Annotated in this window: 28 protein-coding genes and 1 pseudogene; 9 read left to right on the top strand and 20 right to left on the bottom strand. The window is 32.5% G+C overall.

From position 1 onward, the window contains the following. Positions 1-329 precede the first annotated feature (329 nt). The 4 genes from BN349_RS26720 (at position 330) to BN349_RS00920 (ending at position 3,407) form a co-directional block, all read left to right on the top strand. A complete protein-coding gene (locus BN349_RS26720; protein WP_332306670.1) occupies positions 330-791 on the top strand; it encodes an FAD-dependent oxidoreductase in 462 nt (153 codons plus the stop codon). Further along, positions 769-1,452 (top strand): FAD-dependent oxidoreductase, encoded by a 684-nt coding sequence (locus BN349_RS26715; protein ID WP_332306669.1) that lies wholly within the window; start codon positions 769-771, stop codon positions 1,450-1,452. The genes BN349_RS26720 and BN349_RS26715 overlap by 23 nt, the downstream gene beginning before the upstream one ends. Positions 1,453-1,694: 242 nt before the next feature. Beyond that, positions 1,695-2,795, top strand: coding sequence for a 3-phosphoserine/phosphohydroxythreonine transaminase (gene serC / locus BN349_RS00925; protein WP_019240388.1), 1,101 nt, complete (start codon positions 1,695-1,697; stop codon positions 2,793-2,795). 96 nt (positions 2,796-2,891) lie between these two features. Then, the gene (locus tag BN349_RS00920) at positions 2,892-3,407 is read left to right on the top strand and encodes a tryptophan transporter (RefSeq protein WP_019240387.1); all 516 of its coding nucleotides are present in this window, start codon (positions 2,892-2,894) and stop codon (positions 3,405-3,407) included. Positions 3,408-3,656: 249 nt separating this feature from the next. On the opposite strand, the gene BN349_RS25685 is transcribed toward BN349_RS00920, so the two are convergent. After that, entirely contained in the window at positions 3,657-3,830 is a 174-nt protein-coding gene (locus tag BN349_RS25685; protein WP_019240386.1) for a hypothetical protein, read from the bottom strand. Between the two features lie 417 nt (positions 3,831-4,247). On the opposite strand from BN349_RS25685, the gene BN349_RS00910 reads away from it, so the two are divergent. Then, positions 4,248-4,619, top strand: a complete 372-nt coding sequence (locus BN349_RS00910) for a YtxH domain-containing protein (protein WP_019240385.1) — start codon at positions 4,248-4,250, stop codon at positions 4,617-4,619. A 243-nt stretch (positions 4,620-4,862) separates the two neighbouring features. Further along, complete coding sequence (locus BN349_RS00905; RefSeq protein WP_019240384.1) at positions 4,863-5,441, top strand: HTH-type transcriptional regulator Hpr; 579 nt, start codon at positions 4,863-4,865, stop codon at positions 5,439-5,441. 2 nt (positions 5,442-5,443) lie between these two features. Here the strand turns inward: BN349_RS00905 and BN349_RS00900 are convergent, their stop codons facing one another. Continuing rightward, positions 5,444-5,779 carry a DUF1878 family protein gene (locus tag BN349_RS00900; protein WP_019240383.1) on the bottom strand — a complete coding sequence of 112 codons (336 nt, stop codon included), beginning with the start codon at positions 5,777-5,779 and terminating at the stop codon, positions 5,444-5,446. A 182-nt stretch (positions 5,780-5,961) separates the two neighbouring features. Between BN349_RS00900 and BN349_RS00895 the strand changes: the two genes are divergently transcribed. Then, positions 5,962-6,504, top strand: a complete 543-nt coding sequence (locus BN349_RS00895) for a DUF3267 domain-containing protein (RefSeq protein WP_019240382.1) — start codon at positions 5,962-5,964, stop codon at positions 6,502-6,504. Positions 6,505-7,011: 507 nt separating this feature from the next. On the opposite strand, the gene BN349_RS25175 is transcribed toward BN349_RS00895, so the two are convergent. Together BN349_RS25175 and BN349_RS25170 are read right to left on the bottom strand one after the other, a co-directional pair. Next, positions 7,012-7,101, bottom strand: a complete 90-nt coding sequence (locus tag BN349_RS25175) for a YjcZ family sporulation protein (RefSeq protein WP_019240380.1) — start codon at positions 7,099-7,101, stop codon at positions 7,012-7,014. A gap of 210 nt (positions 7,102-7,311) precedes the next feature. After that, on the bottom strand, positions 7,312-7,398 hold the full coding sequence (locus tag BN349_RS25170; protein ID WP_081591145.1) for a YjcZ family sporulation protein: 87 nt from the start codon (positions 7,396-7,398) through the stop codon (positions 7,312-7,314). Between the two features lie 186 nt (positions 7,399-7,584). Between BN349_RS25170 and BN349_RS00880 the strand changes: the two genes are divergently transcribed. Further along, positions 7,585-8,442, top strand: a complete 858-nt coding sequence (locus BN349_RS00880) for a peptidylprolyl isomerase (protein ID WP_019240379.1) — start codon at positions 7,585-7,587, stop codon at positions 8,440-8,442. A gap of 160 nt (positions 8,443-8,602) precedes the next feature. Here the strand turns inward: BN349_RS00880 and BN349_RS00875 are convergent, their stop codons facing one another. The 14 genes from BN349_RS00875 to BN349_RS00810 form a co-directional block, all read right to left on the bottom strand. Continuing rightward, positions 8,603-8,776, bottom strand: coding sequence for a sporulation YhaL family protein (locus BN349_RS00875; RefSeq protein WP_019240378.1), 174 nt, complete (start codon positions 8,774-8,776; stop codon positions 8,603-8,605). Between the two features lie 71 nt (positions 8,777-8,847). Continuing rightward, positions 8,848-10,077: an HD domain-containing protein gene (locus BN349_RS00870; protein WP_019240377.1), complete on the bottom strand. Its 1,230-nt coding sequence runs from the start codon at positions 10,075-10,077 to the stop codon at positions 8,848-8,850. A 221-nt stretch (positions 10,078-10,298) separates the two neighbouring features. After that, positions 10,299-13,304 carry an ATP-binding protein gene (locus tag BN349_RS00865; RefSeq protein WP_019240376.1) on the bottom strand — a complete coding sequence of 1,002 codons (3,006 nt, stop codon included), beginning with the start codon at positions 13,302-13,304 and terminating at the stop codon, positions 10,299-10,301. Positions 13,305-13,307: 3 nt separating this feature from the next. Beyond that, positions 13,308-14,513: a metallophosphoesterase family protein gene (locus BN349_RS00860; protein WP_019240375.1), complete on the bottom strand. Its 1,206-nt coding sequence runs from the start codon at positions 14,511-14,513 to the stop codon at positions 13,308-13,310. A gap of 312 nt (positions 14,514-14,825) precedes the next feature. Beyond that, complete coding sequence (locus BN349_RS00855; RefSeq protein ID WP_019240374.1) at positions 14,826-15,557, bottom strand: SIS domain-containing protein; 732 nt, start codon at positions 15,555-15,557, stop codon at positions 14,826-14,828. Further along, the gene (locus BN349_RS00850; RefSeq protein ID WP_019240373.1) at positions 15,554-16,273 is read right to left on the bottom strand and encodes a KDGP aldolase; all 720 of its coding nucleotides are present in this window, start codon (positions 16,271-16,273) and stop codon (positions 15,554-15,556) included. Before BN349_RS00850 ends, BN349_RS00855 begins: the two co-directional genes overlap by 4 nt. Further along, positions 16,266-16,994: a creatininase family protein gene (locus tag BN349_RS00845; protein WP_019240372.1), complete on the bottom strand. Its 729-nt coding sequence runs from the start codon at positions 16,992-16,994 to the stop codon at positions 16,266-16,268. The genes BN349_RS00850 and BN349_RS00845 overlap by 8 nt, the downstream gene beginning before the upstream one ends. Positions 16,995-17,031: 37 nt before the next feature. Continuing rightward, positions 17,032-18,024: a phosphotriesterase family protein gene (locus tag BN349_RS00840; protein ID WP_019240371.1), complete on the bottom strand. Its 993-nt coding sequence runs from the start codon at positions 18,022-18,024 to the stop codon at positions 17,032-17,034. A gap of 90 nt (positions 18,025-18,114) precedes the next feature. After that, the gene (locus BN349_RS00835; RefSeq protein ID WP_019240370.1) at positions 18,115-19,410 is read right to left on the bottom strand and encodes a PTS ascorbate transporter subunit IIC; all 1,296 of its coding nucleotides are present in this window, start codon (positions 19,408-19,410) and stop codon (positions 18,115-18,117) included. 79 nt (positions 19,411-19,489) lie between these two features. Then, positions 19,490-19,759 carry a PTS sugar transporter subunit IIB gene (locus tag BN349_RS00830; protein ID WP_019240369.1) on the bottom strand — a complete coding sequence of 90 codons (270 nt, stop codon included), beginning with the start codon at positions 19,757-19,759 and terminating at the stop codon, positions 19,490-19,492. A 1-nt stretch (position 19,760) separates the two neighbouring features. Beyond that, positions 19,761-20,198: a PTS sugar transporter subunit IIA gene (locus BN349_RS00825; RefSeq protein ID WP_019240368.1), complete on the bottom strand. Its 438-nt coding sequence runs from the start codon at positions 20,196-20,198 to the stop codon at positions 19,761-19,763. Next, positions 20,198-22,315 carry a BglG family transcription antiterminator gene (locus tag BN349_RS00820; RefSeq protein WP_019240367.1) on the bottom strand — a complete coding sequence of 706 codons (2,118 nt, stop codon included), beginning with the start codon at positions 22,313-22,315 and terminating at the stop codon, positions 20,198-20,200. The genes BN349_RS00825 and BN349_RS00820 overlap by 1 nt, the downstream gene beginning before the upstream one ends. A 261-nt stretch (positions 22,316-22,576) precedes the next feature. After that, positions 22,577-23,824, bottom strand: a complete 1,248-nt coding sequence (locus tag BN349_RS00815; RefSeq protein WP_019240366.1) for an ABC transporter permease — start codon at positions 23,822-23,824, stop codon at positions 22,577-22,579. Continuing rightward, positions 23,817-24,716: an ABC transporter ATP-binding protein gene (locus BN349_RS00810; protein ID WP_019240365.1), complete on the bottom strand. Its 900-nt coding sequence runs from the start codon at positions 24,714-24,716 to the stop codon at positions 23,817-23,819. The genes BN349_RS00815 and BN349_RS00810 overlap by 8 nt, the downstream gene beginning before the upstream one ends. A 275-nt stretch (positions 24,717-24,991) precedes the next feature. Between BN349_RS00810 and BN349_RS00805 the strand changes: the two genes are divergently transcribed. Next, positions 24,992-25,177, top strand: a complete 186-nt coding sequence (locus BN349_RS00805) for a YhzD family protein (protein ID WP_019240364.1) — start codon at positions 24,992-24,994, stop codon at positions 25,175-25,177. 255 nt (positions 25,178-25,432) lie between these two features. On the opposite strand, the pseudogene BN349_RS24655 reads toward BN349_RS00805, so the two are convergent. After that, a pseudogene (locus BN349_RS24655) lies at positions 25,433-25,887 on the bottom strand (DUF2812 domain-containing protein). 91 nt (positions 25,888-25,978) lie between these two features. Beyond that, complete coding sequence (locus tag BN349_RS00795; RefSeq protein WP_269719687.1) at positions 25,979-26,278, bottom strand: PadR family transcriptional regulator; 300 nt, start codon at positions 26,276-26,278, stop codon at positions 25,979-25,981. Positions 26,279-26,443: the final 165 nt, after the last annotated feature.

Raw genomic sequence — 26,443 nt, 5'->3', positions numbered from 1 at the left:
GCATCTTGTTTTTTATTCGATTATTCTTTCAATTTCGCACCGATTTGTTCTTATATTACCTGGATTCAAACAAGTATTTCTTCATTTCAATATTCACCCTTGATATATGCTCCAATCTTCCTTTTTCTCGATTATCTCCATTTGATTTTCACATTTCTCTCTTCAATAGTTCTTATCTCTATTTACATTTTCCTATCCTAATTTAATCAACTAATCGGGACCTATCCTTGTTAATCTTAAATAATGACTCTAATATAACTAGGAAATTCCTTAAATTAACGCAATAATATTTTAATATTTCAGATTATCAATACAAAGGAGGAAAAAGCATGCCTTATGATCATATCATCATAGGAGCTGGTTCTATGGGAATGGCAGCAGGATATTTTTTAGCAAGACAAGGGAAAAAAACCTTACTATTAGACGCCTATAATCCACCCCATGATAATGGAAGTCATCATGGGGAAACACGTCTAATTCGCTATGCCTACGGAGAAGGTTTAGAATATGTACCATTTGCATTACGAGCAGGCTTTTTATGGCAAGAGTTAGAAAAGAAAACATCAAAAAAGATCTTTCATAAAACAGGAGTATTAAATGTAGGAGAAAAAGAAGCACCTTTTGTTCAAAATGTAATCGCCAGTGCTAAGAGGTTCAACCTCCCCTTAGAAATATATACGGCTGCCCAAGCAAATGAAAGATGGCCAGGTTTAAAACTACCTGGAAACTCCCTTGGATGTTATGAGCCTACTTCTGGTGTACTAAAAATTGAAAATTGTATGGATAATTAGTATTAAAGAAGGGGGAAATATTCGGACAAACAGTCGTGTTATAAAGATTGATGCTGAACCTGATAAAGTGACTGTTACACTTGATGATGGCACCATATTCACAGCCGGTTCCACTGTCATTTCTGCAGGTGCATGGTCTGGTGATTTATTACAACAACTAAATCTAGATCTGCCATTAAATCCCATTCGCAAAACATTTGCTTGGTATGAAATAAACGAAGAATTATATAATGAAAATAAATTTCCCGGGTTTGCTTTTCAATTAGAAGAGAAAAACTACTATGGATTTCCTAGTATTGATGGTGCCAGATTGAAAATTGGTCGCCATGATGGTGGAGAAACAATCCATCCAGATGAAGAAAGAACGATTTTTGGTGATGTTCCTGGTGATAAAGAAGATTTAAACAATTTTCTTCGCACCTATATGCCTCTTGTTGGCCAATTGAAGTTTGGAAAAACATGCATGTATACAATGACGCCTGATGAAGATTTTATCATCGATGTACACCCACTATATAAAAACATTGCGATTGCAGCAGGCTTTTCTGGCCATGGTTTCAAATTTGCAAGTGCGGTTGGGGAAACGCTGAGCGAACTTGTTACGAAAGGCTCAACAAAATTGGATATTTCTCCATTTTCGATCAAACGCTTTATCAAGTGAATAAGTGAATGTTTAACTTGAACTCACATGTATATGTCTAATTTAGAACGTGAATCTTTTCTCAGTAAAGAGAGTTTATTCTTTGAAAAGACATCACCTTTTCCATTTCATGGATACAACTTTGTATATTGCGAGCTATATTCTAAAAATATTTTTAAATTTTATAAAAATTATGTCATTTATTATTATAATTTGATACGATAATAGTACTTTAATTCAGTACAGTGGAAGGGGACACTACAATGAAACGTGCATACAACTTTAATGCTGGACCAGCAGCGCTGCCACAAGCCGTTTTAGAAAAAGCAAATAAAGAATGGCTTAATATTAATAATTCAGGCATGAGCGTTATGGAGCTAAGTCACCGAAGTAAGGAATATGATGCAATTCATGAAAAAGCAATCGCACTATTAAAAGAGCTATTAAATATTTCAGATGACTACGAAGTATTATTATTACAAGGAGGAGCAAGCCTACAATTCTCCATGATACCAATGAATTTATTACCAGCTGATAAAACGGCTGCTTATGTATTAACTGGGGCTTGGTCTGACAAGGCATTAAAAGAAGCAAAAAAAATCGGACAAACGGTTGTTGCTGCTTCAACTAAAGAACAAAATTATAACAGCATTCCATCCATCGATAGTTTAACTTATTCTGATGATGCTGCTTATCTACACATTACAAGCAACAATACAATTTACGGTACACAATGGAAAGAATATCCTGAAACAGGAAATGTACCCTTAATTGCTGATATGAGTAGTGATATATTGAGCAAGGTTATTGACATCAATAAATTTAGTGTTATTTATGCTGGTGCTCAAAAGAATTTAGGTCCTTCTGGAGTTACTGTTGTTATCATTAAGAAAGATCTAATTCGCAATGATCTTACTGATTTACCAACAATGCTTCAGTATTCAACACATGCAAAAAGTAATTCACTTTATAATACACCACCAACACTAGCAATCTACCTACTTTCTCTCGTTTTAGAATGGGCAAAAGAGCAAGGTGGAGTGGAAGCAATAGAAAAAATCAACACCCAAAAAGCAAACATCATTTATAAAGCAATTGATGATAGTGAAGGTTTCTATAAAGGACATGCCCAACCAGACAGTCGTTCACATATGAATGTAACGTTTACCCTACCGAACGAAGAACTTACAAAAGCATTTACAACACAAGCTAAGGAAGCTGGCTTTGTCGGATTAAATGGTCATCGTTCAGTAGGAGGATGCCGTGCATCCATCTATAACGCGGTTCCATTAGAACACTGCGAGGCTCTTGTAGAATTTATGAAAAAGTTCCAACAAGCGCACAAAACACTACAAAATAAATAAATAGAATGATATAATACGATTAAGTTTTCGCAATAGGCAACAGAGCACTATTGGAGAATGAAATCATTAGTTGAGAAGAGCAGAGGAGAGAATATTATGAAGACAAAAGAATTAGTATTTTTAGCACTATTACTTGGAATAGGTGCTGTATTACACACGGTTATTCCGCCAATCTTTTTAAATGTTAAACCAGATATGTTGCTAACAATGATGTTTTTAGGTATTATTTTATTCCCTAAGATCAAAAACGTATTCTTATTAGGAGCTGTAGCTGGAATTATTTCCGCTTTAACAACTGGATTTCCAGGCGGTCAAATTCCAAATATCATCGATAAACTGGCAACAGCATTCATTTTCTACGGATTATTTTTAATCGTGAAAAAAATGTATTTCTCAATTGTAAGTATTGCTGTATTAACAGCAATTGGAACACTTATTTCAGGGGTTATTTTCTTAGGATCAGCACTTATTATTTCTGGATTACCTGGTCCATTCTTAGCGCTTGTAAGTGCCGTTGTTTTACCAGCAGCTTTACTAAATACAATTGCGATAATCATCATCTATCCAATCGTTACGGGTATTTTAAAAAGATCAAGTTTACAACTTCAATAAGCTTACAATGGTGAAGGACATAATGTCCTTCACCATATTTTATTTTATCGAGATAATGACCCTACCTAATATCTTTCTTTAATAATCCTCGTATTTCGATAACACAATTCTTAATAAAAATTATTCGATTACCTACCATTACGTATTAACCCTCTAACGATTTTAAATAAGAATGATAAAAAGAGCTTTAGATATGAACATTCATTATCAATTAATTCATAGTAATAATAGGAATGAAATTAATGTGCTCTATTTTAAAATAATGCCTATTAAAAAAAAGAGCACCGCTCCAATTCCAAGCAAAATCGCTCTTCTTTGCAAACTATATTTGTTCGGATAAACTCCAGCATTCAAAGAAAGGACAAAAAAGTATAATGTACTGATAAGTAAGACTACAGCGATACAAAAAAGGATATACTTCAACGTATTTCCCTCCTCTTCTAAAACTTCTTTCAAGCTCATTCCCTATATTAACTTCTATTCTGAAAAACATCGTATAATGACAAGCAATTGAAAAGTTTATATACACTAACACCAATCAATATTTTTATTAATAAAATAATTCGTTTCACTCGAAAATTATATTTAAATAACATATAATTACTTAATATTGGTTTATCTTACCTTTAATGTGATATATATTAATTAGGGAAAGATTTTTAAAATTATATTTATTAATTTCCAATATAAAAAAGGATTTTGAAAATTTTTGTAGAAATGTTATATGGCTAATATTTTTAAAAAAGGGATATATTACCGAACAGATTATAGTATGGAGAAAATACGGAAATTCAATCTGTAAGTTTCTAAAAATATGCCAAGATTGTAGAGGTGAGTCTAATGAATGGAAAGCGTGTACTTCTTGGTTTTTTTGCTGGAGCTGTTGTAGCAGGGGTTGGCACTCTATTATTTGCACCAACTTCAGGAAAAAATTTACGTAAAAACATCGTTGAAAATAAAGAAGATTTCCAAGAAATATTTGTAGAAATCAAAAGTAAAATAAATCAAATGAAACAAGAAACGGTTTCTGCAACTCATGTGAGTAAAGAGGTAATTAGTGTTTTCATCTCTGAGGTTAAAGACCTTATTCAATCGTGGAAAAAAGAAATTGAGCCACACAAAAATGAAATTCAATTTCGAATCAAGGAGATTGAAAACGCCTTAGGAGAACTAGAACAAATTGCTTCCTCTCCTGGGCATAGCCAAAAGTAATATGTTTTATTTTTATGATTTCATGTAAGAGTAGGAAATAATTATTACTTCTTGTTCTTTTTAAAAAACATATACAAGGAAAGTTTAAAAAAATCCTTTCCTTGTATAATGTTATACTTTTATAAAATAAAGAAAAATCGGAAAAATATATAAATTTCTAAAAATTTAGTAAATTTTTCTTTATTAATTTTTATTTTCTTGTCATAATAAATACAAATGATTTGTAAAGAAGGTGAATCGGTCATGCAAGAAAGAAATTATTCTATGAGAGAAGCAATTCTATTCAGTCATCGAGTTGCGCAACTAAGTAAAGCATTATGGAAATCAATTGAAAAAGACTGGCAAAATTGGATTAAACCTTATGACCTTAACATCAATGAACATCATATATTATGGATTGCCTATCATTTAAATGGGGCTTCAATTTCAGATGTAGCAAAATTCGGCGTAATGCATGTATCCACAGCTTTCAATTTCTCTAAAAAATTAGAAGAAAGAAACCTTTTAAAGTTTTCTAAAAAAGAAAACGACAAACGTAACACCTATATCCAAATCACAGAAGAAGGGGAAAAAATTATTTTAGATTTAATGGATAATTTTGATCCTCAAAATTATCAAGTGTTCGAGGCTTCTCTTCCACTTCAAGGTTTATATGGTAAGTTCCCTGAAATGATTGAACTTATGGCAATCATCCGAAATATCTATGGAGATGATTTCATGAAGATATTTGAAACATCTTTTTCAAATATTGATAAACAATTATCAGAGACAGAAGCAAAGCTTGCAAATAATGATCCAAACAAAGAAGTAGAGACTGTGTAGAATTATTGATTTAATAGCTGTTTCATTTCCTCCATAAAGAGAACATAGACTTCTTGTTTTATGCAAGCATCTACTAAATCTTTTATGGAAATCGACGGTGAAATATTTGCTTGTAATTCTTGAAGAAGCGGATAAAATGTAACATATCCTTCCGCTTTTTGTTTTTGGAATTTTTTGTTCATCATTTCACATATTTCCAAAATGTGCTCAGTTTCACTTCTTGATAAATTATTAACAATAATAAAATAATAGAGCGGCTGGTTCGTTTCCTTCAACATCCTAATTAATAGCTGTTGATGATATTCTAATACCTCTATTCTCTTCAATAAATTCTCCATTTATAGGTCTCCTCGTCTATTCATAACTGGAACTATTTTATCATAATTTAGTCTTTTCAATCATATATTATTTAAGTAATTTTTTCAGATGAATTTCTGTTGCTTTTTTATACAAAAAAGCGTACATTATTCTAGTGTTTTCATTTTAACTATACTCTTCCCTTGGAGGATGAAATAAAAATATGCAATGCTGGAAATCAATTAATTTAAACAAAATATATGGTACCCAGAGAATCGTTATTATTTCTTTACTCATCATGTTACTTTCATTCATAAGTCTTTATACCATTATTAGTATGGGGATTACTGCTGATAAGCTAAAAGATGATTACGATTTCTATTTTTTATGTAGTTTATTTATGCTTTACCCGCTTCACAAGATGTTACACTTACTTCCTTTACTTTTTGTAGCAAAAAAAGTAAAAGTAAAACACAGAAGACCTTATAAATTTTTACCAGTACTTGATATTAAAGTAAAAGATCCTATATCTAAATGGCTGTTTATTACTACTTTACTAACGCCTTTTGTTGTTATTACTAGTATATTGTTATTTTATACAACAACACAACCTGCTTACTCCCACTATTTAACCATTTTACTATCTATTCATATTGGGATATGCGTACCAGATCTTCTTACGTTTAGAAATGTGTTACACTCTCCTCAAAATTCTTATGTAGAAGAAAATGAGGAAGGCTTTAAGATTTTAATAAGCAAACCTTAACAATACTAGAACCTCAGGAAAAGCAAATCAGAAATAAATAAGAAAAGCTGCCCTTAAAAAAGTATATGATTATCAAAAAAATGATGATAGTATGGTATATTCACACACTCTCCATACTATCTTTTTTTTATATAATTTGTTATGGTATTGTTACGGATATTGTTTGGGTTAGGGGGAAGTTCATGTGCCTTCATTATACATTTTGGCCTTTTATATTTTTGCTGCAATAATTCTATATACTATGAATAATTTGACTAATAAACTCTGTATTCAAAAAGAAATACCAGAAGAAAAACAGCCTGGTGTTTTTCGAACCATTAATATATGTTTTACAATCTTATTAGTATCTTCCTATGTAAAAATATTATTTACATAAATTATGAAACAGGCGGCACCTAGGGGTAAAGAAAAACGATAGTATATTACGAGATGGGTACTTTTTTTACGTAATTACATATTTTTTCATGAAAAAGGTGAAGCTTTTGCTTCACCTTATTTATTTGGAGATTATAGCCACGTAGCTCCAATAATAATTAGTAGGATAAATAAAACGACTAATAAAGCAAAGCCGCCTCCATGTCCAAATCCACCTGACATCTTGTTTCCTCCCTTCTTCATCCATCATTTTTTAAGTTGAAGTATTTTAATTCCAACTAAACCGACGTGTAGGATGAATAACTCAACAAGTTCAACAAATTCACCTTGACTGCTTCAACTCATACCACACTCCTAATAAAAGGAATTACCTCATCTTATTCAAAAGTGGTTTGTGAGAACAGGCGAAAAGCTTGTGTTAAATTGAATTATTTAGCATACAAATGCAGAACCTACAATGATTAGTAAAATGAACAACACAACTATTAACGCGAACCCATTATTACAACCGCAGCTCATTTTTCATACCTCCTTTTCTCTCTTCGCTACATTTTATGTAAGAAGGACGAAAGTGGATAGGTAATGGCCCAAATTCCTCTAAAATTTTAATACTCGGTTATAAAAATTTTTTGCGTGTTATTCATTTTGTGATATAGTAGATTTTGTGATAAGAAATGGAAAATTTAAAATTTAGGAGTTGTTTTCATGAAGAAATGGTTATTACCCGTTGCACTAACAGCTAGTTTAGTCGGTTTAACAGCTTGCAGTAACGGAGATTCAGAAACAGTTGTTGAAACAAAAGCTGGAAATATTACAAAGGATGAACTATATACAGCTCTTAAGGATACAAATGGTCAACAAGTACTTCAAGCACTTGTTTATGAAAAAATACTTGCTGATAAATATAAAGTAAGTGATAAAGAATTAGACGAACGTGTAAATACTTTAAAAGAGCAATTAGGCGATCAATTCGATATGGCACTTCTACAGTATGGCTATAAAGATGAAGCTGATCTAAGAAGCAAATTTAAGATTGCAATGATGCAAGAAAAAGCAGCCATTAAAGGATTGAAAGTATCCGATAAAGAATTAAAAGAAGCATATGAAAATTATAAGCCTGAAATCAAAGCAAGCCATATACTAGTTGATGATGAGAAAACAGCAAAAGAAATCAAACAAAAATTAGATAATGGTGCAAAATTTGAAGACCTTGCTAAAGAATATTCAACAGACACAGCTTCAGCTGAAAAAGGTGGAGATTTAGGATGGTTTGGTCAAGGGAAAATGGTAACAGAATTTGAAGATGCTGCTTATGCATTAAATAAAGGACAAATTAGTAATCCTGTTAAAACAGAACATGGATATCACATTATAAAATTAACAGATAAAAAAGAGAAAAAATCATTTGATGATATGAAAAAAGATTTAGAATATCAAGTGAAAGTATCTAAAATTGATAATGAACAAATTGAAAAGGTAATGAAAAAAGAATTAAAAGAAGCGAACGTAGAAATTAAAGATAAAGATTTAAAAAATACATTCGGTACAAATTCTGATAAATAATCTATAACAGCAATCGATAAATTCGACACGCTGTCCCCAGACACCGAAATAAAAAAACACCCCTAGTCATTGTGGACAAGGGGTATTTTTTATTAGGAAATCTTCATATTGAGAAATAGTACCACATAAGTATTCATTTTTTGAATAAGTGTTTCATTTCTTATGAATCTTTGGAGAACCTACGCTTTTTTTCTTCGTGCATAGCCGTTATAAATTTTTGGCCCTCCTGCTCAATCCATTCATTCTCTATGTCTCTTTCCTCTTTACCTGTCTTAATGGTCATAAATCCGCTAATAACAATTCCTACAATAATTAAACCAATTACTATTGTCATATTTGTTCTCCTTTAACTAGGATTGTCCAAACCTTTGTACATTCTATGTATAAAGGAGCAAAATATGATAGCTATTTGATTTGTTCCGTATTTTCATAACGACTATCTAAATAATCGACAATATGTACAATGTACGCCTCTAGAGTTTGTGGACTTCTAATACAAGAACCCCATTCCGGTAAGCCATGATGAGCTAAAATACAATGAGAAACGGAATGAACATCTTCCATCGATATGGCGATTTTTTCAACTTCTAATATTTTTGAAAAGAATAATACTCCATATGGAATATGTCCAATCATAACACCTAATTGGTCCATAATGATTCCAGTAGCTTTTCGATTACTAAAATCACTTGTAGCTGATGGGAATAAAAATGAAAATTCATCATATTCTTTTCCCGCATGATCATATTCAAGTAATTTACCAATGTCATGATATAAAATACTCGTCATTACGATATCATAGTTAGGAGCGTCCTCTTGATAATTCATCATACCGTAGAACATATTATATAAATGATCAATAGTTTCCTTCCATACTAGCTGTTGAGTATTGGTCGTTCCAGCTTTTAGTTGTGCCCACAGCTCCTGCTTATGCGCTTTCTCTACAATATTTATCAGTTTAAAAACAGCCTCATAATGATTTACTTCTGTTTTTATAATATAGCGCGCAAATCTCATTAATCCGACTGTATGCTTTAATAATCCACCTAAATAGTTATGATGAAATCCTTTTGCAGCAGGTCTGAGTGCAAATTGCTTCCAAAAACGTTTCATAGCAGCTAAGGTAATGTCTTGAAAAGGTTGTTTTAGCTCGTACAAGTAGGAGAACAATTCCACTGTTAAGTCTTCTAAATTTTGTTCCGTATAAGCTAATAATGAAAAAGGATTAATATCATCTTTGCTAGGTGTTAATCGATGAATTGTAATCGATTTATGCCCTCGATATTCTTCAACACGACCTTCTACTTTAAAAACAGAATATTCTTCGAGGATTGGTGAATATGTTTCTACCTCTCCCTGGTTATCCCACATTTTTGCGTTATAAACACCATTCGTATTACTAAATCTCATTTTCAAAAACTGTTTATTCGTTTTGGTCATCTCTACTGAGTATTCATTTAATAAAAGCGTTACTTTGATATTACTTCCTTGTGCTTCATTACTTAGTGAAAAGGACTCTTCTGTCGTTGGTAATAGTGGAGCAGGGAATTGTTGTAATATTTCTCGGCGTTGTTCCTCTGAACATTCGTATTTAATTGGAATATGATTATAAAAATATGACTGTTCATTCGTCATCGTTCTCAACTCTTTCTTTATCCTATTTCTCCTTTTAAAGGATAGGAGAAATCCTGCATCAACAAAGTAAATCCTTCAGCATGAAAGCTTTTACTTCATTCCTTACAAGATATTAGTTACACACCTTACTTACATTTTCGCTCTCAAACGCAATAAGCGAACAGCAACTAGGATAGAGACTAACGCTTGAAAATAAGCAAACATACTACAACACTATTTTATCAGTTTTTTATTGTATTACGAACATCCAATTTCGTTATATGATTTTCTTCAAAATAAGGCAGTAGATAATCATGACACGTAAAGAAAATAATTTGATGAGTATTCTTTAATGACTGTAATATGGTTAAAACTTTTTCAACTCTTGTACGATCAAAATTTACAAAGCTATCATCTATAATAATGGGCATGCTCTCATTATTGTATGATTGTTGAGCTAGAGATAGTCTTAATGACACATAAATTGCCTCTTGAGTCCCTCTACTAACTTCACTGGCTTCAAAGATTAATCCATCTTTCCTTTGCAATACTAAACCTTCAGCATCTTCTTTCCATTGAATACGTATATACTCCCCATCCGTTATCGCCATTAAGTATTTCTCAGCAATATGAAGAATTTGAGGAAACTTTGAGTTCTTATATATATTTACAGCTTTCTGCAACATTCCTTTCGCTAATGCAAATTTCATCCATTCCTTAGCTTCTACCATTAATGCCGACTTTTCAGTAAAGAATTGAAAAGATTTATCAACATACGTTCCACCATCTTCTAGCTGTACGATTTTGTGCTTACATTCAGTTATTTGCTGAATACATTGATTAAGATGTCGATCACACTCATTCTTTTCTTCTTCTAATAAACGTATACTGTAGTCATTAATTATCTTATTAGGATACTCCTCCCATTTTTTTCGTTCCTCTTCATAAGGTCTTAATTGGATGCCTAATAGCTCATATTGTCTCTGAAGTTCATTTCGTTCTTTTGATTGTTGAATCCTTTGTAAAAATGATTCATCATCTAGACACTGTGATTCATGATAGATGTCTTGAAGCTGAGATTCTAAATGTTGTTTTTTTAGTTCGAGATCGATAATTTGATTTTTCATTTCATTTCTCGATAGGTCTATCTGCTTTCTTTCTAACAAATTTTCATCTAATTCACTAATTTTTGTCCTTAAAATCATAACAGCTTCTTGATGCTGGGCTATTCTGGTATGAACAATTTCATGACAATAAGATTCTATTGTCTGTTTAATATGAGTCGCTTTTTCCTTTAATACATTTTGCTCTTCTGTTATCAACTGTTTTTCATAAAGATTCTGTTTTAATGAAATAATACTTTCAAATATGTTCATTAACATGGAAGATGAAATATTAGGCTGCTCTATATTCCACTCTTGAACAAGTTGTTGCATTAAAGCTTCGTTTCTTCTTGTATCTTCTTCCCATTTTTCAAATTGATCCACTACTTTATAAAAGCTTTTTTCCTGCTCCTGTTTTTTCATTTGCTCATTTTGAAGTTGAAATCTGATTTCATCATCTTTTTTCAATTGAGTAAGCGCAAGTTGATGATCTCTAAAAGATCCTGCCATTCTTTTTTCTTTTAAAGAAGTCTGCTTTTGAAATAACTCCTCTCGTTCTTGTAACAAATCAGGAAGCATCGATGATGTATTCATTAATCCTATTATCCACCAAAACAAAGCGAACCCTACAGCTACAATGATGAAGACCAACCATTGCTGCATAATTAATGATAGAATAGCACCAGCTGAAAACAAACTCAGTATACTGTATTGGATCCATTTCTTATTTTGCTTCGACTTCTTTTCTTTTCTTTTTGCTTGTTCAATTTTCTTCTCGATAGACCGAATGGCTTCTTCAATATATTTAAGCTCAACAATTATTTCTTTATCATCTTGAAAGTTTTCTACCTGTCGTTGCAACTTTTCTCTCTCATCATTTGAAAGAAGATTAGAATGGTAAAATCTAATCTTTTCATCTGTTGCTTGTAAAATCTGTTGTATTTGTTCCTGCTTCTCATCAAGAGTTTGTTTTATATGAGATAGTTTTTGAGATTGTTTTTCTATTAATACAATACTTTCTTTCTTAGAAATGCTACTATCGAGAGCAACAATTTTTTCATCAGTAATAGGAAGATGAGCATATGTCTTTAAATGTTGAATACTTTTATCTATTTGCTGTATTTTATTTGATAAATTTTGAATATCAACCTGAATAGAATCCAATAATATCGCTTGATCAATAGAACGTTGAATTTCTTCTTTTTTCTCAAGCAATATGTTATCAATCTGGATACTTTGATAGCGTTCCTCCAATGCTTTTTGCTGCTTATATAGTGCATCAAGCTCAGAATCAATAGGGAGTAATGCCGCTTTTACTTGCTGATATTCTTCATCCATCATAATTGAAATATTATCTTCTGGCATGTCAGCTAATTTATTTTCGATTCTAGTCATTTCTATTAATAATGGTTCAACCGTTAAATAATTATATTCTGATGCAATTTCGCGTTTTAACTCTTCAATTCTCTTTTCTACATTCTCTTTATCTTCTTGAAGACGTTTATATGTCTGTTGTAAATATTCGTATTGGTTTTGATCCTCTGAAGCCTTTATAAGATTTTCATGTGTCAACTTCATGTTAGATAACATCTGATTTATTTTAGGATTTCTTCCAGAAGGCTTAAACAATAACTCCATTTCCTTTTGTAAGTTTTGTTCTACTAATAAAAGTTGATCATTACCTAATAAGCCTGCTGATAATAAATAACGACTAATTTCTGATTCATTCAACTTTTGAATTCCATTAATACCATGTAAATCAAACGAAAAGACAGATTGATAAGTTGATTTATCCATTCCTTGAAGAATCATTTTCAGTTCCTCTTCGTTTCCCACACGGCCATCAGGAAAAATAACCGTTACATCCCCCGTTGCTTTTCCTTTTATTCTTTGAATCGCTATTTCACCATGAACTTCAGATTCTATAATAATCTTCCCACCATACGCTGAACTTTCCTTTGGCTCATAACGAGTTTCATTTTGAGTTTTCAATGGAAATCCAAAAAATATGCTGTGAATAAAACTCATAATCGTTGATTTACCAGCCTCATTTTCACCGAAAAACACTTGTATATTTCCTAAATCAGTAATCTTATATTGGTTGATTTTCCCGTATCCGTAAATATGTATTTCCTTAATTCTCAACTATTACTCACCTCCACTGTTAAGCTGATTCTCAAGTAATTGCATCGCTTCTCTTACTAGCTCTTCCCTTTCCTCTAATGATAATTGCGTTAAAAACTTTCTACCTAAAGAATGTTTATATAAAGGTTGTATAACTTCATCAATATCCTTGTTTGACCATTTATACTCCTGTACCATATTCATTAATGGTGAAGGATTTGAGGACGAACGAATTTCTCGCTTTAACTTCATACTATACGGATAGACAAAATTTATTTCATCTTCCTCTTCTTCCTGCAATAACTCTAAAAGATCTCGAGAATAATCCTCATATGATAAAAGACTATTTTCACTTACAATCTGGATTTCAAGAAAATATCGTTGATTATCTTCTTTCATTTGTTGTATCATCGTTTGACATTTTGTATGCAATGTATCAAACGTATCTTCCTCATCTATTGTTATAAGAGACGACTCCCACACAATTTCTGATGTAGGAATAAATTCAATATTGGAATGTTTTCCTTCCAATTCAACATAATAGCATCCTTTAACTCCTGATTCTTTTTTATGTCTCCCTTGTATATTTCCTGGATAAATAATCGGAGGGGAATGAAGAAGTTCTTGGCGTTTATGAATATGTCCTAAAGCCCAATAATCGAATTGCTTATTAACTAGATCGCTAATACTAAAAGGAGCATATTGACTATGTTCATTTTCTCCTTCCAAATTTCCATGAAGTAAACCGATATGATACATAGCACCCTCGGATTTTGTATACTTTTCAATGATACGATTCTTCACATGCTGTGTAGGATAACTATAACCATATAAATGAACAATCACATCATTCTTTACATAGGACTTCACTTCACATTCACTTGAAAAAGTGTGGACATTTGAAGGTTGTTGAATATGAATCCAATTTCCATCTAAATGATCATGATTTCCATGTATGATAAAAACCTCAATATTTCGTTGTTGAAGCTTCTCCATCTCTTTACGAAAACGGACTTGCGTTCTTAAGTTCCGATTTTCACCATCATATAAATCACCAGCTAATAATATGAAATCAACCTTTCTTCTGATAGCTTCATTGATAATCTTCTGAAATGCTTTAAACGTTGACTCTTTTATTTGCTCTAGCATATGTTCAGGTATATTTTTTAAACCACTAAATGGACTATCCAAATGTAAGTCCGCCGCATGAATAAAGGTTATTTTTCTCATCTTTCATCACCTCATATACCCTTATATTATCACAAAAGAGAACATACTTTCTCACTCATTCAGATTTTATTGTACGACATTATTTATAGCAAAACAAAATGTGTATACTATTTTATTTTGCTTATCCATTTTCTTAACTTCTTGCTTATACAACTAATATATAGTACGTTCTCACTTAAATAAGAAAAAAGAATGCTCCAATAATGGAACATCCTTTTTATAGCACTGTTAAATCCTATTGTTGATTTCTCAAAAAACACTTAATACATTAAAAATCAAACTGACTAATCAACAAAGTTTAACAAGTCATTCTTATAACAGAGGAATTCTCTCTTTATATCTTTTTATTAAGATTCGATTATGCTCATCTGATCCTTCTAAATTTCCGCTTAAAAAAATAGGCGGTTCAAAATCGCTATCAGCCATTTTTACAATAGCTTCTGAAAAAATACTATTCAATATTGTAGCACCAACAACTGTCGATGTTGCGGTAAATGGAATATCCACTTTAGGATGTTGAAGAATAGCATCTCCTTTGACTGAATAATTATCAATCACTAAGTCTACTACATCATATAAGTGTTTACCTGACTTGTGACGTGAAGGATTAGCTGAAGAATATTCTCTTGATGTAATCCCTATGATCGTCGCTCCTTTTTCCTTTGCTAACAATGCAACATCTACTGGAACAGGGTTTCTGCCTGATGTTGATATGACAAAGCACACATCACCAGGTCTGATATCTTGTAATTTCATAAAGTCTACAGCATAATCATTTTTTCTTTCCAATTCTGAGGAGAGACTAGCTCCTTCATGTAACATTAATGGCTCATGAAAAATCGGTTTCAATGGAACTAATCCACCAGCACGATAAAATACTTCTTCCGTTAAAATATGGGAATGCCCACATCCAAACAAATAGACAATTCCATTATTTCGTATAGATTCTGCCACGATTTCAGCTGCTTTTTTCATATTCTTTTCTTCATTTTCTAATGTCATTCTTAATCTATTGAATATACTTTCAAAATAATTTGTAATCAAAGCTGTCTCACTCCTTGTGCAATTTGATGAACCATTTCAGGCATTGTACTTTTTGTTTGTTTATCTATTACGGAGCCAAAAATATGGGGCATAAAAAATGGAATGTCCGTTTGTAATGCTCTTCTGATTATTTCTATAGCATTATCAGGTCCAATTCCCCCAGCCGGCTCAATCATCTTGATTCCAGAATCAGCTGCTTTTTCACACAAATCTATTAATTCTTCTAAATGTACATTCCCTTTTAAAGGCATGAACTTTATACTAGTTAATCCCATAGATGCAGCAAGCTCACAAAAATCCTTTGTTTGCATTTCTATACCGCATGATAATTTCACATATCCGACTTTGCCACTTGGAGCAACAAGAGCATTAACATTTTGAGGGCAATTTAGAGATTGCAAAACACCTTGTGAGTAGGAAGCTTTTTCAAATGGCTGATTAATATGTCCTGGGTGACTTATGGAAGCAATGTCAACAACCTTTCTCCAATTACTCACATCTCCACCGTTGCCAAGTCCAACACTAATAACATCTGAAATAAGCTTTAATTCTGCTACCTTTTTACTAGCAGATTCAGCATCTATATAATCTGAAGCAACTATACCTGGTATTACACATCCAAAACCTGCTTCAACAATTTCTTCTGCATTATTTTTATCGCTAGCTAAAAAATTGAGAAACACTCTATTTTTTAGAGGAGTAGCATTTTTAAACACGTTGTTTTACCTCCTCTATTAGTGCAACCATGTTTTCTACAGCTTTTGAAATTACGAGCTCTCCTTTTTCCTTTGTAGCTAAGGTTGCATCACCAAGTACCGCCGTTTTTGTAAACTCTTCCCACGGAGTTGGCGTACAATCTACTCGACTAGGTATTGTAGGAATATCACATATTGCTTTATCCATTTGTACATCTTCTTCTGCTAAATAAAGCATATAGGAAGTTTCAAGTTCACATGCATGAAAAAACGAGCCGTGCAATACAGGTGTTTCTTTAACCTCCGCAATAATTTCCTTTGTTCCAGGATAAAATAAATATAAAACCTTTAACTGTGGAACTTTTTCTAGTAGAACTCTAGCTGCATCCTTTAAAGCAGGCTGATTACCTAAATGTCCATTGATCATTACAAAAAGCTTAATTCCTTGTTTAAACAGGCTGACTCCAATATCTACCAACATAGCTATAAGAGATTCATTGGAAACCGTAATACTTCCAGGAAAATTGCGTAAGCTCCATACTTGTCCATATGGTAAAGTTGGTAATATAAATGCCTCTGTTTCTTCGGCCACTCTTTCAGCTAATTTTTCTGCAAGAATATTATCGGTAACTAAAGGAAGATGTGGACCATGTGCTTCTACAGCACCAATTGGTAAAATAGCAGTTCGAATACGCTGTATTTGTTCTTTCACTTCAAATGAAGTCATTTTTCCAAAATTCATGCTCGCTTCCTCCATTTCATAGATTAAACGTCAATTTTTACTTTTTAAAAGTGAAGCATCGTGCAGGATTATCGATAAAAAACTTTCTTATGAGAACCTCTCCATCTAATCCTCGTAGCTCACATTCATCTATAAATCTAGGAATCCACTTACCAATGATGTATTCTAAGCCTAAGCCATAGTCATAATGCTTATAATACGTTTTCCGGGCTGTGTCCCCACTAATTAAAATTTGATCCTCATAGCCTTTTTTAACTAGCTCTAAAATGCAGTGAATTCTCGTACTTTCTGGAGTATATTTAATCTTAGCAATACCATCAAAGCATAAAAATGAACCGTGCTTAGCAATTTGTTCATGATAATAAGGGTCCGGATTACGATCCATATGTCCAAAGCTAATATGCTGTAAATTCACATTTTCTTTTTTTAATAACTCAATTTGTTCTAATGCCATAGTTCCAGCTTCAGTGTGAGAATGCATCGGTGCTTTCGTTTCATGATAAGCACGAGCAACTGCTTGAAGCGTTTTAATCTCTAGAGGAGAAATTCGATTATATCCAGTTCCAAATTTTACTTGCCCTCCTCTAAAAGAGGTACCTTCTAATCCTTCTTCCACTTCTCGAATTACAAAATCCGCTAATGAATTTACCGATTCCTCTTCAATCCAATCATGATATGTATCATAATCACCAACTATACTCTTAATATTCTGATTTATCTTTGCATCCCACAAGAAACTTTTATTGAATCCTGCTGTTCCAACAATCGTAACACCTGTATCTTTTGATATATCCACTACATCCTGGACGTGACGCCCATAATCAACTGCAGTAGCATCTATAATAGCTTGACCACCTAATCTCTTAAAATCGAGAACATCAAGCTTAGATTTTTCTGGATCATCCAGCAATAAGTCGTTTTGTTGCCTTTGTTTCCAATAAGCTGGTGTACAAACAATATGCTCGTGTGAATATGTAAAGCCTAATTGATCTGGTTTGATATCTCCTGTTAGCGTACGAATAAAGCTCATAAACTTCATCCTCCTCTTCCTAAACATGTTAAATTTATAAGAGGCTGTCTCATAAATTCTAATTATGGACAACCTCTATACAATCACACTTTAAAATATTAATTTTGCAAGGGCGCTTATAATTGGTCCTAAAATAAACATATCTGAATCAGCTGCCCACATTGCTGTATCTGGAACAGTTGAAGTAATGAAGAACTTAACCATTAGGTATTGACCCCAAGCAACTACAGTTGCTGTAATAAATCCACCTAATAAAGCTCCACGTACACCACCAGTAGCATTACCGAATACTCCAGCTGTAGCTCCATGGAAGAACAATACAATCATTGTCGGAACAAAAACATAACCTACCGTATTACCAAGTACTACTAGCCAAATTAGTCCACCAAAGAAGGCCCCTAAAAACCCTAGAATAACTGCATTTGGTGCATACGGGAAGACGATTGGACAGTCAAGCGCAGGTCTTGCTCCAGGTACGACCTTTGTTGCAATCCCATTGAAAGCGGGTACAATTTCACCAATAAACATACGAACCCCAACTAATACAACCGCAATACCCGCAGCAAACGTGAATGATTGAACAATAGCATAGATAATAAAGTTTTGATTACCTGCCCCTGCTATTAAAGCTTCAGCACCTTCTGTATTTTTCGTTAATACAATTGCTGCTCCTGTTACGAAAAGCATAATCATTGTAAGAGCAGTGATTACATTCGAATCTCTTAGAAACTCTAATCCTTTAGGTAGTTTAATTTTTTCTGAGTCATTGTTTTTATTTCCTAAAACTTTCCCTAACAGTGCTGACAATATGGCAACAGAAGCTGATGTATGACCTAACGCAACATTGTCATTTCCTGTAATTTTACGAACAATTGGTTGAGTAATCGCAGGTTGAATAGTCCAATATAACCCCATTAATACAGATAAGAAGATTACTAGACCCCAGAAGCTCACATCGCCGACAGAATGAATGACAACTCCTGCAAAAATCGTTGTTGTCCAGAACATCATATGTCCAGTTAAGTATATATACTTAAGCTTTGTAATGCGTGCAAGTAGTACGTTAATTAAGAATCCTATTGTCATAGCTAACGTAACAGCACTACCATATTCCATGTTAAAATTGTCTTGACCCATAAAGCCTTTTAAAGCTTCTGTTTCAAGTCCAAATACTTCTTTCCATAAAGGTTCAAATACTCCAAGTGATCCAGTAATAACGCCTGCACCAGCATTTATAATTAAGAAACCAATAATAGCTTTAAATGTTCCACTAACAATTTGACTTGTATTTTTCTTTTGAAGTAATAAGCCAACCAATACGATAATACCTAGTAAAATTGCCGGTACTCCAAATAAATTATCTGCTAGCCATTTAACTACATCCATGGAATAACCTCCTAAGTGATAATTTCTTTTTTACTACTGTTTAAGTACATTAAACCTTACATTTCTGGGTATCTAACATTTATAAATTCATTGTTTTTTCAATCGACTCTTTAATTTCATTTTTATCAAAATAATTACTAACTAGAATAATAGAAGCTTTATGACCTTCTAATGTTGCTGCGAGTTCTGAATTTGTTACGATATAATCCGCCTCCATTCCAGATGCACTAGACACATCCATATGCTCAACATCTGCTGATATACCAAGTTCAGATAAAATTGCTTCTACATTCATACGTAGAATCAAACTTGTACCCTGTCCTAATCCACAAACACAAATTATTTTCATTTTAATTTCCTCCGATTAAAGTTTGAATTTCTTCCTTATTTGTACAAGAACGAAGCTTTTCTATATTCTTTTCGCACTGTAATAAGCTCATCAATTTTTGTAAAATCTTTAAATGTTCCTTGCTACTTGAGGCTCCCAAGGCAAATATCAGTGATACAGGATCATTTGATGGATGACCAAATACAACTGGATTCTTAAGGCTAACGAATGAAACAGAAGCTGTATTAACTCCATCCTCAGGACGTGCATGAGGAAGCGCTATTCCTGGAGCTAAAACAATATATGCCCCATTTTTTTGAAATGAATCAAGCATTGCTTTTACATAACTTTTTTCTACTAAACCTTCTTGAACAAGTAGGTTACCAGCTAGTTTAATTGCTTCTTCTGCTGTAGATACCTCTTGTTGTATCAATACTAGTTCTTTTGATAAAAATTCCACTATTTCTCACTTCCATTCTCGTTGCAATTCATACAAATAATATCTAATACTTCTTGTTCACTGTTGGCATCGATCAACCTTTCTTTAATATTAGATTGTTGAAAAAGCTGATTCAGATCTTTCATTGCATTTATGTGACGATGATTTTTATCTGGTGCAATCACAAATATAATATTAACTTTTTGTTCATTTTTAGAACGAAAATATACAGGCTCTTTCATAATCAGGAGTGAAATAGAAAGTTCCTGAACTCCCTTAGAACTGTCTGCATGTGGAAGAGCTACTTTAGGTGAAATCACCACATAAGGACCTTTCTCATGAATTGTATCAATCATAGCCTTTACATATGATGATTGAATTTTTTTCTTCTTAAGTAATGGCTTAGATGCAATTTCAATCGCACTAGTCCAATTTTCTACTGAATCTATCACGGTAATATGATCAATAGTAAGTAACTCGCGTAATGAAGGTAGATAACGATCAGGTAAAATAAATGTTGATTGTTTTGTTATATTTGATAATTCTTCTATTAATTTTTCTTCATTTTGAATGACACAATGCTTTTTTATAACAGACAGCATTAATTGAAGATCTGATGTTTGCTTTGCACCTATTTTTTGATATTGCGACTTTACTTCTTTTAGTAATGACAGTTTTTCATCTTTTGTCATAAATGAATTAACAACATAAACAGGAAGTGAACTATTAACTATTGGGACAGTCGAAATGACGAAATCATATTCATTCCAGCTACCTTTTTCATATTCTCTTAATGAAACAGGTCTGCTGAAAGCTATATCCTTAAACAATTCCTTAAGTTCTTCACGCAATAATTCCGAAGTGCCGATTCCATGAGTACAAACGATTAAAGCATTTAAACTAAGAACGGGAGATATTTTTTTCAACCATCCTCCAAAATGCATAGCTAGAAAAGCAATTTCATCCTCGGTCATTTTCTTCCCTACGAAAACTTCAAACCCTCCGATGACCTCCTTAGTCAACTGAAAGACGTAATCCATTTCTCTTTTCATCGCTTCAGAAAAAGCATTCTTTACTTCAAATCCATATTTTATGCGAAAATATGCTGGTCTCAAATGATTAAGAAGATTTTGTGTAAGCTGATCTTTTTGCAAAAAATTAATACCTGCTTTCCTTTCGAAATCTTTAACCATTTTTCTAACGATCATACTTAATTGAATAGAAACTTCTCCATTTTGAATGGAATTCTTTACCTTAGCACCTAATAAATGCGTTGTAAAAAAAAGTGTTTCTTTTTGACAGACCTTGCATCCAGACAAAGTCTGTAATTTTTCAATTAATAATGAAGCGGCATAAACTGATTCCATTTCTTGAATATTGTTAGCATCTGAGACCATTTCCCCAATTGTAAAACCCAATTTTATCCTTTTTAAATAAAGATAAAATTTAATGGTTAGTGTATATATGTCTTGATCTGTAAAATGAAAATAACCTTGAGATTCAATTTCCTCCAAGTGACGATGGATCGTTTCTAATTCATCTTCACGAAAAAAAGCGTTTCCTTCTTTCTCCATATCTTTAAATCGATTAATTTCTTTAATAATAGAAAGATAGTTTTTTTCCTTTAAGAGAATCTGAACCCACTTGTCCATTTTTTGTCGAATTGCCTTTTCATCACCGATTAAAAAATATCCTTGTTTTTTTTCAAACACTAACTCTACATTTCCTGTACGTAAGCTTCGTTTTAGAATCTTTATATCTTCAATAACAGTATTCCTACTTACACATGTAAGTTTCATAAAGTCCTCTACGTAAAGAGACTCTTTTGATATAGCTACAACAAGAAAAATCCAACCTCTCCGTTCATGAGGTGAAAAATCATATTGCCAATCTTGTAGTTCATGTAAGAGCAGAGGAATTTCTTTTTTAGCTTCAAAAGGTAAACTAAAACCTTGTCCACGAATTTTCTGAACAGGAGGTAACTTATTTTCTTTCAGCCAACTGTTAATCTTTTCGATATCATAGTAGACAGTTCTTCTAGATATTCTTAGTTCATTTATAAGAGTTTGCAATGAAACATGTGCAGGAGCGGAAATAATTCTTGATAAAATTGCCGTGCTTCTAATATCTAATGCCATTACAATCACCCCGGGTTTTAGTAAGCAATTGCTTACCTATAAGATAACGCTTTCATTTACTTTTGCACAGACCAAGTTAAGACCATTCATTTGTGCAAAAATAGTTCCTTATAATATAAATTCCTAAATCATATGTATATAAGTAGGCTAGGTAGCTATTAATCACTATGTAAATGACATCCTACATAATTTCAACATCAAAAAAGTAGTGGAATATGAATAACAATTCCACTACTTACCACAAAAGTGTTATTTTGGAAACTACTCTTTTTTTGTTAAATCTAATGCTTGCTTAATATTCTTAAATGATGATCCTTTACCGTACATAAGGACGCCACCACGATAAACCCTTGCACCAAACACCGCCAAAAATAGAATAGTAGCAATTAATAGTCCAATACTAATAGCAATTTCCCAAAATGGCACGTCTAACATGCCAACACGTAGAAACATTAACATTGGGCTAAAGAACGGGATGAACGAGCAAATTTTAACAAATGCTGCTTCCGGATTCCCTAATCCAAACATGGACATCATAAATCCTATTACCACTAACATGGTCATCGGTGTAATCATCGTTTGTACATCTTCAACTCTACTAACTAACGATCCTAGGAAAGCCGCTAATGTTGCATATAAAAGATACCCTAGTAATGCAAATACGACTGCATAAGTAATTGTTGTAATAGAAGTTGCACCAAATCCGAAAACAGAGAAGAAACCTTCTTGCATTTGATCTAAATTATTTTTAATCGAAATATATCCAACAGCTAAAAACAATACCATCTGAGTCAAACTTAACAAAGCTATACCTAAAATTTTGGCAAACATTTGTTGGACTGGTGAGATACTTGAAATCAAAATTTCCATAACGCGTGATGTTTTTTCTCCTGCAACCTCAGTAGCTATCATACCAGCGTACCCAATTACACCCATATAAATGACAAATAACATAATATAAACTAGTCCACGCGCTTGATTTAGTTCCTCTGCAGTTTTTGCACTATCTAAGATGGCTACTTTTTCTAGTGATGCTGGCATATATAATGCTGCAATTTGCTCTTGAGTAATATTTAATCCTTCTGTATATACTTGGTTTTTGATCGTCGTTAATGCTTGTAGCAATTCACCACTAGTACTTTCATCAGAGATTGTATCTGATTTATAAATACCGCTCGGCATCCCTTGCTTATCTTTCTGAAGAATTAAATAGCCTTTGATTTTATCATCAAGAACAAGCTGCTGTCCTTCTTTATCATCTTTTACCTTTTTAAGAACTAAATCAGATTTCGTTACTTCTAATTGCTTCTTCAAGCTATCATAATATTGACCACTTTCATCCACAATCCCTACTATGTTTGCCTTTTCTTGATCAAACATTTTCATAATATTCGTTATGTTGGATAATACAAGAATAATAGCTAACATTATGACTGTAGACGTAATAAAAGATTTTGCTTTAATTTTTGAAAGATATGTATGTGATAGTACAATCCAAAATTTATTCAAGTGGTGCACCTACCTTCGCAACAAAAATATCATGCAATGATGGTTCTTCTAGTTCAAACTTGCGGATAAACCCTTTTGAAAAGATTAGTTTTTGAATATCTTCAGCAGCTTTTTCATCAGATATTTGCAAAATAGCGCCTTCTGCTGTCTTCTTGAATCTTTTAACACTAGGTTCTTCTGAAAGAAAATCTAAATCAAAATCACAATGAATAACAAGATTTTGATTGCCAAAAGCTCTTTTTATATCTTTTAATTTACCATGGACAACTGGTTTTCCTTTGTCCATTATGCATAAATGTTCACATAATTCTTCAACATGCTCCATACGATGACTAGAAAATACAATGGTCGTTCCATTATTTTTAAGCTCTAATACAGCATCTTTTAATAAATCAACATTTACAGGGTCCAACCCACTAAAAGGTTCATCCATAATTAATAGCTTTGGTTTATGTATAATTGCAGTAATAAACTGTATTTTTTGCTGATTTCCTTTTGATAGCTCTTCTACTCTTTTATTTTTATAATCTGGAATTTTAAATCGTTCAAGCCAATAATCTAACTCTTTTAAAGTATCTGCTTTTTTCATATTTCGTAATTTAGCTAAATAGACGATTTGATCACTTACCTTTAACTTAGGATACAAGCCTCTTTCCTCTGGTAAATAGCCGATTTCCGAACTTACAGAATAATCGATCGGTTTACCATTCCATGTAATACTACCTTCTGAAATATCCAATAATCCTAGAATCATTCGAAATGTTGTTGTTTTACCAGCACCATTTGCCCCAAGAAAACCGAATATTTCATTATGAGGAATGTTGAAACTTATGTTGTCTACAGCTGTAAATTGCCCGAACCTTTTTGATACTGAATCAATAATTAATGTCATTCATCTGCCCCCTCATCTCTATCAATCCTATCTGGCGATAATTCCCTCACTACCGGAATATAAAACTAATAATCTTTTCCATAAAGAATAAGCATACCTCGACATAATGGTATTTGCTCCTATCAATAGAAACAAGCCATTCCTAGAAGTACTATCTCTTTATGTAATACGTTTTAATCATATAATGGTTTCATCAAAATTATTTTCTTTACAAAAGCTAGCAAATTATGTAAAAATGAATACATATTCATAACAATGAAAAGCGGGTGTGAACTATGGAAAATTATAAACTGACTGCCTTTAATCCTAACGGAGAAAAGCTACTAGACGAAACATTCCAAGCTGAAAATGAAACAAAAGCAAAAGATTTAGGCACAAATTTATTATCTGAAAAGAACTTACAAGATACGACTCATCGTTGCACATCACCTAGAGGAAAATTAATTTTATTCCATCGATAATCAAATCTTTAATTGATAGACAGCCTAATTGCTGTCTATTTTAGATTGAACACACTTCAAGAATTATACGCGCATTCCTTTTAGGTTATTGTTTTAATATGCTCGTGTATAAAACCAGCATAAAAATCCTGATTGGAGCATAAGATGCAAAACTCATGTAGCCAATTAAACCAAGACTATACTCACTACTTGTTCAATGACAACAAAGTTTTGGAAAACAGTCTTCAATAAAAAGCACTTCCACTTACGATATATTCAAATATTCTGAAATTTACTTTTCAACATGTTACGTTCTCTAAAGTAATACGATACACATACCATCATCGATGGGAGAAATATTCCTACTGAGCAACCGATAAAAATAAAGAATAAAAAATGATAAACACCATTTTTCATAGTACTCGGTACAAAATAATTAATCACAAAAAGAAGGATGAAAGTTGTAAAACTATAAATTATTCCTTGCTGCCAATAACTTTTTATTTTCCTATATTTCTCTAAATAACTCACTTTATCTGTATAAATTTCAGTCGTTCCAGGCTTTGCTGCAAAGAAAAAGAAACCTTTATATGAGCACATGCATTTCCATCCTGATGCCTCCATCATGTCAATATATTCTTCTCACTTTCCTTATCCACATGTTTAATATCTAATGTATATTGTAATTCTTGTGGAGTATCCTTCACTAATTTAAAGCGAAAAATGCTCATTTCTTGTAAAATCCATCCTTCTTTAGCTAACTCATTCAACTTTTTTATTAGCCGCTCTTCATCAAATGCTAAGCTATTATTAGGTAAATACTTACAATTCTTTGCAATCATTCATGCTCCCTTCTAATAATTTCAAGGCTTTTTTTCCTTCTTCCACCATAATCATTCTTCTTTTTATGTCTTTTTTTATGATTTCGGTACCCTTTTTAGTCAATATATAGGTTTTTCTTCGATCCTCATCCACTTTAAGATGCTCAATAAGCTCCGCATTCTGTAGTTTCTTTAATATTGTATATAAGCTTGCAGGTCCAATTACGATTTCCCCACGTGAAGACTCTTGAATTTCTTGCATAATTGCATACCCATGCGTTGGTTTGATTAGTGCTAACAAAATATAATAAGTGGAATCAGTCAAAATTTCATTATCTAATGCTTTTCCACCTCCAAATATGTCTTATGTCAAGCCACTATTGAGAAAAGTCTAATTTTTTTAAAACAACGGCTAAGAATATTTCTTCATATTGCTATAAAAAAAAGACTGAAGCTAGATTAAGCT

It is taken from the genome of Bacillus sp. AP8 (assembly GCF_000321185.1).
Lineage (GTDB): Bacteria > Bacillota > Bacilli > Bacillales > DSM-1321 > Bacillus_AD > Bacillus_AD massilioanorexius.
The sequence above is the reverse complement of the archived record's forward strand: the minus strand, read 5'-3'. Positions and strand labels throughout refer to the sequence as shown.